The 16,010-nt window shown below is 49.4% G+C and carries 7 protein-coding genes; 1 reads left to right on the top strand and 6 read right to left on the bottom strand.

What is annotated here, in order from left to right:
- The 4 genes from DQG23_RS26015 to DQG23_RS26000 all read right to left on the bottom strand — a co-directional run bounded on the left by DQG23_RS26015 (nucleotide 1) and on the right by DQG23_RS26000 (nucleotide 7,882).
- Complete coding sequence (locus tag DQG23_RS26015) at nucleotides 1-4,053, bottom strand: right-handed parallel beta-helix repeat-containing protein (RefSeq protein ID WP_158560691.1); 4,053 nt, start codon at nucleotides 4,051-4,053, stop codon at nucleotides 1-3.
- A gap of 230 nt (nucleotides 4,054-4,283) precedes the next feature.
- Complete coding sequence (locus DQG23_RS26010) at nucleotides 4,284-5,162, bottom strand: carbohydrate ABC transporter permease (RefSeq protein ID WP_113033958.1); 879 nt, start codon at nucleotides 5,160-5,162, stop codon at nucleotides 4,284-4,286.
- 13 nt (nucleotides 5,163-5,175) lie between these two features.
- Nucleotides 5,176-6,066: an ABC transporter permease gene (locus DQG23_RS26005; protein WP_113034002.1), complete on the bottom strand. Its 891-nt coding sequence runs from the start codon at nucleotides 6,064-6,066 to the stop codon at nucleotides 5,176-5,178.
- Nucleotides 6,067-6,211: 145 nt separating this feature from the next.
- Complete coding sequence (locus tag DQG23_RS26000; protein ID WP_113033957.1) at nucleotides 6,212-7,882, bottom strand: extracellular solute-binding protein; 1,671 nt, start codon at nucleotides 7,880-7,882, stop codon at nucleotides 6,212-6,214.
- A 443-nt stretch (nucleotides 7,883-8,325) separates the two neighbouring features.
- On the opposite strand from DQG23_RS26000, the gene DQG23_RS25995 reads away from it, so the two are divergent.
- Nucleotides 8,326-10,623 (top strand): helix-turn-helix domain-containing protein, encoded by a 2,298-nt coding sequence (locus DQG23_RS25995; protein WP_158560690.1) that lies wholly within the window; start codon nucleotides 8,326-8,328, stop codon nucleotides 10,621-10,623.
- 286 nt (nucleotides 10,624-10,909) lie between these two features.
- Here DQG23_RS25995 and DQG23_RS25990 read toward each other — a convergent pair whose 3' ends face one another.
- Complete coding sequence (locus DQG23_RS25990) at nucleotides 10,910-12,826, bottom strand: glycosyl hydrolase family 28-related protein (protein WP_113033955.1); 1,917 nt, start codon at nucleotides 12,824-12,826, stop codon at nucleotides 10,910-10,912.
- 44 nt (nucleotides 12,827-12,870) lie between these two features.
- A complete protein-coding gene (locus tag DQG23_RS25985; RefSeq protein ID WP_158560689.1) occupies nucleotides 12,871-15,786 on the bottom strand; it encodes an S-layer homology domain-containing protein in 2,916 nt (971 codons plus the stop codon).
- Nucleotides 15,787-16,010 lie beyond the last annotated feature (224 nt).

Genomic DNA, 16,010 nt, shown 5'->3' with positions numbered 1-16,010 from the left:
TTACCTTTTGAATTTCCTGGCTACTATCGCCAAATCCTCAATGTCGATTTTGCCGTCGCCGTTCAAATCCGCATGCTTCACTTGCTCCCAGTCCGGACTACTCGTATCTTTGCCGTAATTCGCGGCCACAATCGCCAAATCGCCGACAGTTACTTTATTATCCTGGTTGATATCACCCGGAAGATTCGCGTTAACCTGAATGGTTAGCGAGGACAACTCGGCAGCATATTCAATCCCATGACCGTTAGCCAATGTAGCGTCTGTGATATTGATCCGGCTTGCCGTCGTCTGCGACACCCGCTTCCCTTTAAAGATGAGTTCGACAATGTCTCCTTGCCCCGTAATCTCGTTGCCCGGTCCCACGCTGGCCAAAATCAATTGAACGGTTCCGTTCGGATTTACCGAGGTTTCAAGCAAACTGACTCCGGCCTTGACCGATGCCGCCGAAACAAATTCCATCGATCCCGGATCGTAGGTCACGGTAACATCCTGAGCATACACCTGCGCGGCGACGCTGCTTAATCCGTATCTGACCTTAACCGTTTCTCCGTACTGGATCGAGCTTGCGGTTGCCGTCAAGGAAGTTACATGTTCACTGCCGATCGGCGGTAAAGTAGTCGCAGTTGCAATCAAGCCTGGCATACTTTCGTTCCCCGCTGCGTCATAAGCCGTTAGTTTGAACGAATATGCCGTAGCAGATGACAACCCATTCACGATTTGCTCGTACACCGCACCGTTGACGGTTTTAACCTTGTTTTCACCGACGTAGATATGATAACCTTCTACGCCTTCGTTATCTTCTGCACTCGGCCACTGAAGCTTTACGCTTGTTTGTGTCACGTCCGATATGCTAAGCCCGCTGCCATTGGGCCATACCGGTGCGGCTGTATCGGGTGTCGGGCCGTTAGGAACGTAAGTACCTTGCCTGTAAACGCCCAGGTCCCAAACCGTTCCTCTGGATAGTCCATCATAATCGGCCGAAATATCAATCGTTTGCCCGGCCTTCAGGACAAATCCCGGGATTGCCTTGCCTGCGCCAATGGCAGGACTGCCTTCTTTCAGATGCCAATCGCCTTCGCTCAAGCTCGCTATATATGGATCGGCATATACGCCATGAAGCTCACCGCTACCATTCATCCCGGCGTTTCCATCATATAAATTGTAATCATGCGCCAAATTGATCGGCATCTTCGATCCGGCCAGCTTTACCGCTTCTTTGGACGAATTCAAGATTATGTTATTCATGAAAACAGGGTTCACGTTATCCGGGTTCCAATCCCAATCAACATTCGGAATCGTGTTTACCGGCGCTTCAAGATAAACGCCATAATTGGCTCCCGATATGATGTTGTTATAGGCTGCACTGTCTTTGCTGCCCATAAAAATAATGCCTTTATCTATCGTCGAAGCGCCATTGACTTCTTCGGCAATGATAATATTGTTATAAGCCGCCAAGTTCCACGCTTCATATCCATTGACACTGGAATCAAGCGTCGATACGGAATCGGTCTGTCCGCCCAAATAAATGGCTCCGAGAAACATATTCACCGTGCGATTGCGAATCGTGTTGTTGTATATTTGGATATCGCTGGATCCGCCTTTAGCGAGCAAGCCTACGCGTCCTATCTCGGAAATGTCATTGTTGCGGATTGTGCTGGAATGGACATTGACGAAATCGACTGCTTCATGCGTCATATCAGAGATGATATTGCCTTCGACCAGAAGATCATGGACAAGGTAACCTTTAACGCCTTCTTCGAATGCCTTGCTGAATTTGTTGCCGATAATTTGAACGTGATCCGCGCCTTCTCTCACGCTTACTAATATGTCGCCTGTATTGATTCCGCGTGTATTTTGAGTAATGTCAAAGTCTTGCAGCGTAATGTAGGGCGTCCCTCTGATCATGAGCTTCGTTGTCGGCAAATTGTTAAACTGAATGGTCGCCTGATGTTTATTGCGCGCTTTAAACACAATCCGCTCATTCTCGGTTCCGCCTCTGGCAAATACAACCGGTCTCGTTTCTTGATAAACGCCGTCTTCAAAAATAACGGTGTCTCCCCGTTGGACCGTCTCGGCCGCCTTAGCCATCGTCTTCCACGGCCGGGACTCGGAACCCGGATTCAGGTCGGATCCTGAAGGAGAAACATAATAGGTGCTTCCCGGCTCGTTCCCCTCGCCGGGATTGCTTGGTCCTCCGCCCGCAGGATTCGTAATTTCCGTTACCTTGACGTCATCGATATAGGTATTCGATTGGTATATCGCTGCAGCAATCGCACCGTGTGTAAGCTCATAATCCGTTCCGCTAAGCACAAGCTGGCCATCGACATAAAATTTAATATCAGTACCGTCGACCAGCAATTGCATATCCATCCACTGTCCGATAGAAGGAAACCATCCGATCTTCTCCTGGAGGGGAAGGACCAAGCCGTTTACCTTTTTCTTTAGTCCGATATAACCCTGATTAGGGCTGCCTTGGATTTCCACCAGATAATAATTGTTAGCATCCAAATATCTGGCATATAGAGTTAACCAGGCCGTTGAACGATAGAAATGATCAAACTTTACTTTCGCATCATACCGGTAACTCTCCCAATCCATCGAACCCGCATAAGATCTTGCTACTCCACTGGCAGAAGAGGCATCGGGTTGCGTAAGGACGTGATTTCCGGAACCCTCCTCGATGACAGATAAATTCCCCATGACGGGACTCCAGGTACTTGCCTCATTTTCAAAGTCGTCAAAAAATAGAACTTCAGGTGCGGCATCGGCATAAATGCCCAGATGCGCCGGATTGGATCTCAATTTCCCATCATAGTCCAGCGATACGTCGATCGTCTCACCGTAAAACCCAGTGATATTCAGCACGGTTCCCCGACCGAGAGCAGGGCTGTCCGCTTGCAAGCGCCAATCGTTCAAGTGATCGATAAATTTCGGATCGCCATTGCTTCCATTCGGCTCGATCGGGACATTCGCACAGTTGTTATATAGATTGTAGTCACTCACATTTCCGACAGGTGCGTTGGTCAAAGACTGCGCATTCCCTGTACACCCGGTGAAAATGTTATTGAACAGCTTCGTTGACGTAGGCTTTGGCACCCACCCGCCGCTGCCGCCATTCAAGAATCGAACGCCATTCTTCGCATCGACGACTACGTTATGGTAGAAACCGCTGTCCGTGCTTCCGGAGAATACAAGCGCATACTCTATTAATCCAGGCGTTTCGGCAACCACAATATTATTCCATGCCGAGGCATAATAGGCTTCAAATCCATTCGGATCATAGGCCACCGAAGAGGGATAGTTGCCTCCCAGTACGATTCCATGAGTCATCGGGGCATTAACGGCATGGATGTAGTTATTGTAAATTTGAGCGCTTCGGGTACCCGCCGCTACCAGTATCGCATTATTGGTTTCACTGATTTCATTATTGGCGATGACCGGCCGATCCATGTTTGCCAAGACAACGGCAGTAGCGGTCGTGTTATAAATCGTATTATCGATAACCTTGAGATTATCGCCTTTCAATCCTTGTACTGCTTTCCCACTCGCATTGTGGATGGAATTTCCACTGATGATGCAGTTGCCGCAATCTTTGATGTCGATGAAGATATCCGCACTCGTTGTTCCTTTGACAGGCTGGGTAATTTCAAAATCCTGTATCGCAATGTACTGTTTATTGGTCAACACGATTTTACTTTGTGCAAGCAAACCGGTAAACGACAGTTTGGCCATATGTTTGTTCTTGGCTTTGATCGTAATTGGCTCTCCTGCTGCTCCATTGTTGGCGAATGTAATCGTAGTGTTGCTGATATATTCCCCGTCATCGAATATTGCCGTATCGCCGGCCTGCAGCATGGCAGCCGTTTTCTTAAGCGTTTTCCATGGGGCGCTTTCGGTCCCTGCATTCGCGTCATTCCCGCTCGGCGAGACGTAGTACGTGTTTCCATTCGCTTTAACCTTTTGAACATTGCCGACGCCAACATTTGCAATGATGCCCAGAATCAGTGCAACTAAGGTTAGAATGCCAATTCTCTTCCCAAGAAGCTTGTTCAAAATAATAACCTCCCATAAAATGATAGTTCGCATCAACTTCGTACCTCTACCCCGAAATGTATACGTTTACATTTCATCCCAAAAGTTTCGATTAACAGCTCCAAAGACCGGCTAACACGGAACCATAATCGCCCGCTGGCGCAGCGGTTCCTGTTGTCCCACCAGGTAGAACCGCTGACCAAGGACGGAGTGATGAGGTACGTCCAACACCCTTTGCGCCTAGGGCGTCTCTATTCTTTGACAGCCCCGATCATGACGCCTTTCACAAAAAATCGCTGCAGAAACGGGTAAATAAAAATGATTGGCAAAATCGCTACAATAATCGCAGCATACTTGATTTGCGCGCCTACCAGCGCTCTCTCGAAGTGGTCATTCATCCCCTCCATCAGCGACGCCTCCTGCTTAACCAAAATTTTGTACAAATATAGCTGGAGCGGCTGCAATTTGGCATCCGAAAGATAAATTAAAGCTGCAAAATAGCTGTTCCAGTAGCCTACCGCATAAAACAGCACAAGGACGGCAAGGATTGGCTTGGATAGCGGGAGCATGATCGAGACCAAAATTCTCATCTCGTTCGCTCCGTCAATTTTCGCCGACTCCTGCAGGCTTTCCGGAATGCCCTCGAAAAAAGTACGCGCCATAATGATATAGAAAGCGCCCACGGCCCCCGGCAAAACTATGGCCCAACGCGTATCGTATAACCCCAGCCCGTTCACGATCAGGAAGATTGGAATCAGACCCCCGCTGAAAAACATCGTGAAGGCGATAAAGAACATAATCGGCGTTCTCGCGAAAAAGCCTTTCCGTGATAGGACGTAGCCGGCTGCCGCTGTCAGCACGACACTAATCGTCGTCCCGACAACCGTATACCAGACCGTATTGTAGTAGGACTTCCATATGTCCGGATTTTCAAATACGATTTTGTACGCTTCTGTGGAGAAGCCTTTGGGAAACAGGAAAACCTCCTGCCGCATCGCATAAACCGGATCGCTGATCGACATGCTGACGACGTAAAGGAACGGATACAAGGTGACGGCAACAACCAGAAGATTGAAGATAACGATTGCCGCATCCGATAACTTCTCGCCGAATGACCGCTGTAACTTCATAAGCTATTTCTCCTTACCATAAAGCGATGCCCGATGTTTTTCTGCTGATGCGGTTCACCGTAACGAGCAACGCGAAATTGACTGCCGAGTTGAACAATCCTACAGCGGAGGCGAAGCCGTATTCCGCTCCTTCAAGTCCTCTTCGGTAGACGAAGGTCGAAATGACGTCCGAAACGACATAAGTGGAAGGATTGTAGAGCAAGATGATTTTTTCGAAACCGACGTTCATGATATGCCCCATATTCATGATGAGCAGGATAATGATCGTCGAGCGTATGCCCGGCAACGTAATATACCAAATTTGCTGCCATCGCTTGGCGCCGTCCATTTTGGCCGCCTCATAGAGCGACGGATCGATCGAAGTGATTGCAGCCAGGTAAATGATCGAATTCCAGCCGAAGCTCTGCCACACGTCGGAGCCGATATAGATCGTCCTGAACCAGTCCGGTATACTCAAAAAATTGATCGGAGCGAAGCCGAGCTTCGCCAGAAGGATGTTGACGACACCTTCGACAGGCGACAGGAAGCTGATAATCATCCCGCCGATGACGACAACCGAAATGAAATGAGGGAGATAGCTCGTCGTCTGCACAACCCTCTTGAAGATTCCGTTCTTCAATTCATTCAGCAGCAGGGCGAACAGAATCGGGATGGGAAATCCCCACAGCAGCCCGTAAACGCTAAGCAGCACCGTGTTTTTGATCACGCGGGCGGCGTAAATCGAATTGAAAAACTGCTCGAACCATTGGAGTCCGACCCACGGGCTTCCCAATATCCCTTTGACCGGCGAATAATCCTTGAAGGCGATGATGACTCCGTACATGGGCAAATAGTGAAAAATGATATAGTAAACCAGAACCGGCGAGATCAGCAGCAGCAGAAACATATCACGCTTCATGTGCATGCTCAGCCGTCGAAGCCGTCCCTTCTTGCCGTCCGCCTCAATCAGCGCCGCATATTGTGCTTTGGCTGTCACAACGCTCACTCCCGTTGGAATGGGGAGCCTGTGCCCGAATCGGAACAGACCCATAAACTCCCCGTCTTGTTAGTCATTGTTTTTTGTACCTGTCGTATTGCTGCTGTCTGATCTTCACGATCTCGTCGACGCCCAGGTCTTTCAGTTCCTTGGTAAATGTATCCCAGTTCTTCTCAATATCGTCGCTGCCGACAATAAACTTGGCGAGTCCTTCGTCCAGCTTCGACTGGTAATCCGCGTTAAGCGGCTTGAATTTCGAAGCTTCCTCCGGCGTCATCGAAATATACTCGAATGGAATCGGGTCGATGATCGTCGGCAAAATTTGCTCGGCCGCCTTCTGCAGCTTCGGCTCGAGGGCAATCGTTTGCGGCGGCTGTTTGGACAACGGCCCCTTGTCGTGGCGTATCCACGGCAGCCGCGGCGCAGCTCCCAGCGTGCGCAATGCATTCATCGAGTTTAAGCCGTCCGGATTTTTGAGAATGTAGTCGGTAAACTTGGGCTCCCCGTTCTCCATGACATAACTCTTGCCTTCGATGCCGAACGTCGTAAAGCGGTTGCCTTCCTCGCTCGCATACACGTAATCCAGCCACTTGATCGCCGTTTCCTTATTTTTGGACTGTGCGCTCATGCCGAAGTATCCGCTGATCGGTCCGTATTTCTCCGTATGGCCTTTGTAGCCGTTAGGACCTTGCGGCGGCTTGACCGCAATCCAGTTGACGCCACTTACGCCTGCCGCCTGGACGTTCTTGTCGTATTGCACGATCCGGTTGACGAACGCGCGGGTTGAGCCGACGACATTCTTGGTGATCTTGGTCGTAAGCTGATCGTCGGACGAAGTCAGGAAGTCGGGGTCCAGCAAGCCTTCTTTGTACAGCTTGTTCAGCCATGCGACCATTTCTTTGGCTCTTGGGTCCAGCCACTCGCTCTGAATTTTTCCTTTGTCGTCCGGCCAGAATCCGCTGCTGAACACAAGATGCAGTCCCCATGCGTCACCAAAAAATTGGGCTACGGCTTTAAGCGGAAGCACCAGCGGAATCTCGTCCTTCTTGCCGTTTCCGTTCGGATCTCCGTCCTTGATCGCTTTCAGCACGGAATACCACTCGTCGATCGTTTTCGGCTCCTGCAAATTCAGCTTGTCGAGCCAGTCTTTCCTGATCATAAAACCGCCGGGATCGGACAAGTTCGTTCCGGTTACAACGCTGGAGACATAGTAGACGTGGCCGTCCGGCGCTTTCAGCAAATTGTAGATGTCCGGGTTCTCTGCGAAAAACTTCCGCATATTCGGCGCATGCTCTTCAATCAGCTTCTCAAGCGGCTCGAGTACGCCGTCCGTCCCGAATTTGACCGGATCGCCCGGAACGACGAGCAAATCCGGCACGTTAGACATCGAAGCGAGCCGCACATTCATCGTTTGGACGTATTGCGCAACGGGCACGACATCCCACTTGATTTTGACGCCCGTTTTTTCTTCAATCGCTTTCCAGATGGGCAGGTTCTGGGTGTAGCTTGCCGGCGTGTAGCCGTTATCTTCCGAGCCGATCGTCAGCGTCACCGAGCCGTCCGTAACGAGCGGAAGCGTGTAATCTTTCGTCTGGCTTCCTGTTGACGGGCTGGACGACGTCTTGCCTGACTCCGGAGCCGCGCTCGATTGCTGTCCCTGATTGCTTTGGCTTTGGCAGCCCGCGATCAAAAGCGCCATCGCTGCCGCTGCGCATATCCCCCTGCTAAAACGCTTTCTATACATATGAACCCTCCTACTATGCCTTAGTCGCTTCCAAACGATTGGCTTTACTTTGTCTCTGCTGTAGCCCTGCGTTTGGAATTGATCCTACCTCCACTATGCCGCCGCAGGGTGTGCCCAATCAACGCTCAAGATCGGGATGAGGCATCCCTTTTTTTACATTGGAGAACGTTCATTTTTTTCAAGCAGACGCACTCCTTGTACACCCCTTATTAATGATGCATATCCGAGCCGCCGACCGCGATATACAATTTTTTCGAGGCAGATCACCTTTTTACATGTCGCCTCTCGCGCGCTGCAGCTACTTCCTCCGGCATAGGTTTTGTGTTATGATCACGCCTGAAGCTCTTGAATGCCTGCAAAATATAAGAGAGCCACGAAGAGCCGTGCCGGTTTCCTTCTTCAGTCCGACCAGGCTGTACCTCCGAATGAAAGGAGATATCTTTTTGCTAAAGCTTCCCTCGCTGCCTGGAATCAAAAGCTCCGTCTTTACCAAATTCCTTATGTCCTACGTCATTGTGTTTACGGTTCCTTTCATGATTCTAGGCGTCATCATTTACGCTTTGACATTCGACATCGTCAAGACGCAGACGGAGAAAACTTACTTAAACGCCGTACATGACGCAGCCAAAAATGTCGACGCCAAAATGGAATCCCTGCATGTTCTGTCCGCGCACATTTCCGAGCTGCAGTGGGTTCAGAAAATCATGTATATGCGAGGGAATACGGTTGACTATAACGCTATCAATCCTTTCGCATTCAATTATTATATGAACGATTTAATCACGCTCAAGGGCATCAACGGATTCGTAACCGATATGGCCATCTTTTTCCGCGAGAAGGATCTGGTCCTCTCAAGCCAAGGCAAGCATTCCCTATCTTCGTTCTTTGACGACGCATTCTATTATGACGGGTTAACGGCAGATTACTGGAGCGTTCTTCTTGCCGAGCGTAATTTCGCCGCCATGAAATATCCGGCCCAGGTTCTTACGTACAAGCAGCCGCGGAAACTGCTCGCATATATGCAATCTCTTCCCATGGTAGATAAAGATTTCAAGGCTACATTCCTTGCTTTTATCGATGAAAATACGCTGAAGGACAGCTTGAATATCAGTACGATTTCGGACAGCGGCAGCTTGTACGTCATCGACCGGGACGGCCGATACGTTACGGGAATCAATGCGGATGACGAGATGAAGAAGCTGTTGACCGTGCAAAATGCAAAGCAACCCTCTCTCCTGGAGGGGAGTATCGCGAATCTGAAGTCGCCGAACGGGGACGATCATATTGCGATCCGGTCGGACTCGACGGTTAACGATTGGTCTTTTATCGCTACGATCCCGCTAAGCACGGCTATGGCCAAAGTCAACCGCATCAAAACGCTTACCTTATGGATCACGGTGCTGTCGGTGGTGACCGGGCTGATCGTGTCCTATATTTTGGCGCTTAGAAATTATACGCCGCTTGCCAACATCGTAAAAGATATAAGTCCGAGAATGCTGAACATGCCCGGCGCAAGCAAGCGTCCGAACGAATTCAACTTTTTGCAAAAAGCGCTTCATTCCATGCTGGATTACGAAGACAGGACCAAGGAAGACATCGAAATCTATAAGCCTCTCGTGCGCAATTCACTTTTTATTCAGCTGTTAGAGGGCAAACCTGCTCCATCCAGCTCCAAGCTGCTTGAGATTATGGAGATTACCTATAATAACAGCTTTTTTACATGCGCATCCGTTGTCCTTGACTCCGATCGTGCGATTCCCGAGGACGTGCAGAACGATGTCATCGCGCAGCTGTCCAAGCGGAAGAACGCCGTCTATTTTGTCGATATCGGCGGGAAGCATAAAGTCATCGTGATCAACTCCGCTTATAAAGAACAGATTGAACCAAGCATCGAAGAAATTGTATGCGCATTCAAAAATGCCGGTATTACCTACAAGGCAATAGGGGTCGGCAAAACCTGCAAAGGCTTGGACGAGCTGTGCAGCTCGTATCGCGAAGCGAACGCGGCGCTGGACTACAGATTCATAAGAGGGAACAGCTCCGTGATTTTCTATGAGGAGATCGAGGACGCTTTTACGCTGCCGGCTTATTATTATCGTACGGAGAAGGAAGACCATTTGGTCAACTTTATCCGGTTCGGCAATTACGATGAGGCGATCAAGTTGTTCCACGAAATCGTGGACAACCATATTACGAATGCCGCACTTCCTCCCGCGGTTGCCCGGAATTTATTCTACAACATGGCGGCTTGCGCGCTTAAAGCTCTCGAGGACTTGAACATCGATATTCAGCAAGCGTTTCATATGGACGAATTTCTTCATATGGAAACGTATAGCGAGATGACGGGCTACATTGAAGAGCTGTTCCGACATGTATGCGAGATCATCATCCGCAAGAAGGAGAGTAAAAACACGGTCCTGCGAGACGAGGTGCTGTCCTATATTCATGAGCATCTGACCGACCGCAACTTGACGCTGACCAGTCTGGCCGATCAGTTCGGCAGCTCCCTCTCCTACCTGAGCAGATTTATTAAAAATCAGACCGGCACCAATTTCGTGGACTATTTGAATAAACGGAGAATCGAGCTGTCCAAAACGCTGTTGGCGCGGGAGCTCACGATTCGCGAGGTGGCGCTGCAAGTAGGCTTCGATAACGACCTTACGTTCCGGCGCTTGTTCAAAAAATACGAGGGCATCAACCCGGGGGAATTCAAGAGCATAGCTGGCGGGGAAAAAAAGTAGCGGAAAAACCGAGGAATACTTTCACATTCCGTATGTTCCTTCTTCGGTTTCCCTTCTTTGTTAGTGGGCAAAAATGTGCAGGCGCTTAGGTGAAACCCACTTCTTGCCTTAACGCCTGTGATGTGCCCGGATTCTAGCAACTTGCAGGAGTTCAAATATAGAACCGAGGCATCTGGTAAGGATATGTTCCAAGGCTCCTTTTATCAGAAAAACCCTACTACCCAGCACAATGCTTGGGAAAGTAGGGTTCAATTTCAGTGACTAGTTAAATAAATTATCGCATAGCTCAAACATTCCCGCCGATATTACCATAAGGCTGCCATGTTCCTGGAGTACCCGCCTGCGTACAAATATAGCCAAGCGGCGAGCCTGCTTGGGGAGGGAGCATAACCTCATCTCCCACCTCGTAATTGGTGTAATAAACACCCGCTCTTGGTGCCTCCAAAGCCTTATCCCATTTCATTTTGCCGTCAATGATCCGATGCAGTTCCTTATAATCGCCGGATTTACCTTCTTTGCCGGGAACGAAACGTATTTCATGTAAAGTAACCGTTGAAATATCTATGGAATTCGTAGAGTATTGACTTCCGTTCCTAATTCTTATTTTGACTTTCTTCGTATTGGCCGGCGGCGTGAGAACAATGCCTTCTGTATTAAAAACAGTCGTTGTATCGCGTGGACCCCGATTGAGCGCGCACTCTATCGAAGATATTTCTCCATCCGCAGCATTCAAGTAAAAGACTTCAATATGCCTTCCGGTCCAGCCTTGGTTTGCTCCCCCATGAACCGCTCGTGAAGTGCAAAAAAGCACGAGTTTTTTGGCCTCACCGATATCAAAGGCCTTTTCATTTTTTACCAATACGACTCCGTTGGTATGAGTTGGATTTAGACGCAGCATCCTTCCATATGTTGTGTCGTTGATTCTCGTATACGAATGATCTAAAGGAACTGTCGAATATTCCAAATTCCAATAGGCATTAACATTACTATAACTCAAACTGAATAGATGCGGGTCAGGGATCAAATTCTTGCCAATGGACACGCAATCGCGAAAATCGACACATCCCATGTTAACTACGGACACCGGTTGTTCCTCTATGTTATTAATCACGCAGTTGCTGAACTCAACCGTCGCCCCATCGTAAATAAGCGTATCAATAATACAATTTTCAACTTTTACCGCATTACAGCTGATTCCCAGCATATCGTCTTCAAGCAAGTCGATGATATGATACTTACCCCCGGAAATTAAGACGTTCCTGACGGGCGTAGCATCATTGGGCTCCATATCCAGATGCAAGGCACTCCCGCTTGCGTTAATGATCCTCAGATTTTCATTGTCTTGAGTAATTGCGATATCGGATTGCGTGTTGTTCTCGAAAGAACAATTCTCGATCAGGATATTTCTGCATCCCACCAAGTGAATTCCCCAGGCATTGGCAAATGCCGGCGGTCTATTGTGTCTGAAACCCTCGAAATGGCAGTTTTTGAGAGTTACGTCCGTTCGGTTTCTGATATCCGTACGATTCCATTCCAAATCGTCATGTAAACTATAAAACTTGATATTTTCAATGTACGTATGACTCCCAATATCCAGGTATGGGAATTGTGTTCCAAACAAATCTATTTTCACATTACGGCCTATACCTATCAGAGTCTTGTTATCCGGGATAAACCATTGTCTTGACCGGTAGGAGACTTTCGGTTCGGGAAATACAATCGTATTGTGCGCAGTAACTGCATTTTGAATAGCGTCGGTATCGTCCGTTGCCCCGTCCCCCTTTGCACCAAACCAGCTAACATGAACGCCCCCGTCAAAAATTCTCTTGAAACGAGCGCCTGAGACGGAAACGAGAATCGTTCCTAAGTTATCGGCTGAGCTGGTATCCAACCTATCCACCTGGAACATCCCTTCTTGACCCGAGTCCGTCACATAGTACAAGGTATTCGGATCTGGGTGATTCAGCGCACGCAATTCTGCAATGGTGGTCGATACGACCAAATTCATCTGCATCAAATCTTTTACTTTTGTCCGACTATCTGCAGAATCGGCGAAAGCCCTCGATATCGTACCGTTTACGACACCCATCGAGGCCAATGCTGCCCCCGCCATCCCCAATGACGCCAGCATCTTCCTTCTGCTGAGTATGCTGCTTCCCTGTCCTTGATGTTGCGGATCTGCCTTTTCTTTCTCTTCCGACATGCTTCATTCCTCCATTTTGAGTTCAATTGAAATTCCAATGTTCGCTAATTGATAAATTCAACAGCTTGCAGCAGCCGTTTCACTACAACAGCCGCTTCTGCGCGGGTTGCTGCTTGCCCAGGAACAAAATGGTTGTCCGTTACCCCCGTCATGATACCGGCTTGAACGACTTGTGCAGCTGGCACCTTCGCCCAGGCGTTAATTTCGGCTTTATCCTCGAAAGCGGCCAGCAGCGAATGTTGCTTGCCGACAACATCAGCTGACCCCCCTGCAAAAGACAGCGCTCCTGCAACGATGACTGCCATTTGCTCTCTTGTTATCTTTTCATTAGGCCGGAAAGAACCGTCATCAAACCCGCTAATCAGTTGCGCCTGTAACGCAGCGCCAACCGCACCTGCGAACCAGTCGGATGGAGCGATATCGTTGAGCGGCTTCGAATCGGCCTTGTTTTCCTTAAGGCCAAGTGCACGAATAATAAGGCTCACGAACTCGGCACGCGTGACATCATGTTCAGGCGCAAAGCTTGTTTCGGTTTTGCCGTTCACAATGAGCTTTGATGCAAGCAGCTCCACATCCGATTTTGCCCAATGCTCATGCACATCGGCAAATGACTTCCGGGATTGGACCACAGCATACAGGCCGTTTCCCGGGTGTAGGATGGTAACGAAAGTTTCGCCGCCTGCAGTTGTGATGAAGAAGGAAGGTACAAATGCCATGCTGCCCGAATGGTAATCAACCATAACCGCCGTCGCTTGCGCCGGATCTATCGTTTCGGCAATCCGAATGCTTCTTGTTACATAAGTATGACCAAAGCCGGAAATCGTTTGATTGCGTTCCTTCGCCTCTACAGTCAGGGTGAAATCGATCCTATCACCGATTAACCGCACACCGGCCTTTTTCGCTTGTTCTGTTATTTGCCCCGCAGTATCGCCTGTTACGGTTTCCATGGTCACATATACGGCAGCATGTTCCAGCTCGTCGCCAAGTTGTTCCAGGATGGCGGTAAGAGTAGGCAAATTTATCGGCAGGTTATAACTGGCGTTGCCTGTCTTGATGGACAGAACGGCATTCGGGGTTGTACCCGCCGCTGCCTTGAGCGCTTGGGCCGGAATTCCTACCCTCCGAATCGCATCCGTACCCGTCACGGCAAACGAAATGGTTTGTGCACTCGTCGCTTTCCCTGCCAGCTTTCCGAATGCTTTCGTTAGCGCGTCGGCATGCAGCATCACAGTGACCATCGGTTTCCCGGTCTCCGACTTCCCGGTCGTTACCGTTGCCGCCCCGCTGCCCAAGGTCACGCCGTTCGAGCCTTCCGCTACATCGTCCGAATCCGGCTTAGACACGATTGGCGTGCTGCTTGCATCAGGATTATACGGCGAGCCAATCCCTTCGCGGTTTACAGTCAAGGTGTACGTTCGTTTGGACACACCGTCTTCAGCGGTCGTAGCAATCGACACTAGGCTCGATCCTGTCTGCAGGCTAATCAGAAACGGTATACCGCTGCCGTGTTGTTGACCGTTGATCCGCATCGTGGCAGCCGTGTCATAGGTGACTGCAGTGACACTGACGCTCGAGACCGCATTGCCGACATCCATCGTATAGGCGGATGTACCCGGAGCAAATGCCGGCTGGAAGGTCCCCGTACTCACCATCAATTGACTCAATTCGGCGTTGGAAGATCGCACAGGCTGCTCGGGATTATCGGCATCGGCGCGATAAATCGTGATCGTATACGTCTTGCTCGCTGTTCCCCCCGCTTCCTGCACGACAATCGGCAGCACATTCGCCCCGATCTGAAGATCCACTGGAAGTGACATACTGCTTCCGTATACCTGTCCAGTTACGGATAGGCTCGCAGCCGGATCGTAGGTTGACGCTGTGACCGTCATTTGTGAAATCGCATGCTCTACATGAACGGTGTAACTGGTCATATTCGGAGCAAACGCCGGACTAAGACTTCCCGCACTCAGGGCTAAGGTGCCCAAATCCGCATTCGTTGCCTGATGCTCTCCCTCTACCTCGATAATCGTCATATCATCACTATTGAAATTGGCCACATAAATCTTATTCGTCCCCGAATTGAACGCCAAGGCAATCGGATTCGTTCCAACCGCAATCGTTGAGGTCATATGATCGACTCCGTCAATCACCGTCACATCATGACTGTCATAATTAGCCACGTAGATTTTGTTCGCAGCCGAATGAACAGCAAGTGCATTAGGAGCCATACCTGTGGATACGGTCGAGGTGCTAAGATTCAAACCGTCAATCACCGTCACATTGTTGCTGCTGTCGTTCGCAACGTAGATTTTTCCTGTTGCCTCATTAACCGCTACTGCATTCGGGGTTATACCTGTCGGTATCGTAGAGGTGTCTCCCGTTGTTCCGTCAATTGCAGTGACGTTGTTGCCGTAAAAGTTTGCCACGTAAATCGTGCCTGTTAACGGGTTTACGGCCAGCGCATTTGGCCCCGCTCCTGCGGGAACCGTAACGGTCATGTGGCTTGCTCCATCAATCACCGTTACATTATCGCTATCTACGTTGGCAATATAAATTTTGTTCGTCAATGAGTTTACGGCCACAGCAAACGGACTTTCGCCGGCAGCGATCGTTATAGTTTCGTTCGTATCCCCATCAATCACCGTTACATTATTACTGCCGATGTTCGCTATGTAGATTTTGTTCGTCACCGGATTGACCGCTATCGCAAATGGCTTTGTTCCTGCCGGCACCGTGGCGGTACTGTTGGTCGCTCCGTCGATGATCGTGACATTGTCGCTATCCACATTGGCCACGTAGATTTTATTAGTAAGCGGATTGACTGCCACAGCATATGGAGTTGATCCCACAGCCACCGTAGCCAGAGTAACGACACCGTTCTCGTTGTCTTCCATAAAGGTTACATTGTCACTGTCTACATTGGCTACGTAGTACCTATCGGTCAGCGGATTCAGGGCCATACTATGAGGACCTTTTCCCACAGATGCTGTCTTGCTTATGAAGGAGGGGGCAGCCTCAATTCGGGATGAATTTGACGTTCCAAAGGAAAAGAATGCGCTTACACAAACGATGATCACAAAAACTTTAAGGAACAATGTTGTTTGAACTTTCATACATCACCACTTCCTTCTACAAATTCGGATACCATGTACCCTTCCATTTCTTCCGTAGACCATGCCGAGCA

The organism is Paenibacillus contaminans (assembly GCF_003285015.1).
Taxonomy (GTDB): Bacteria; Bacillota; Bacilli; order Paenibacillales; family NBRC-103111; genus Paenibacillus_V; species Paenibacillus_V contaminans.
Note: the sequence above shows the minus strand (reverse complement) of the source record. Positions and strands in the feature narration are given on the sequence as shown.

What these genes read in the sequence shown, in the direction of transcription:
- DQG23_RS26010 (WP_113033958.1), bottom strand. Translation starts at nt 5,162, where the DNA reads ATGAAGTTACAGCGGTCATTCGGCGAGAAGTTATCGGATGCGGCAATC.
- DQG23_RS26005 (WP_113034002.1), bottom strand. Translation starts at nt 6,066, where the DNA reads ATGCACATGAAGCGTGATATGTTTCTGCTGCTGCTGATCTCGCCGGTT.
- DQG23_RS26000 (WP_113033957.1), bottom strand. Translation starts at nt 7,882, where the DNA reads ATGTATAGAAAGCGTTTTAGCAGGGGGATATGCGCAGCGGCAGCGATG.
- DQG23_RS25990 (WP_113033955.1), bottom strand. Translation starts at nt 12,826, where the DNA reads ATGTCGGAAGAGAAAGAAAAGGCAGATCCGCAACATCAAGGACAGGGA.
- DQG23_RS25985 (WP_158560689.1), bottom strand. Translation starts at nt 15,786, where the DNA reads ATGGCCCTGAATCCGCTGACCGATAGGTACTACGTAGCCAATGTAGAC.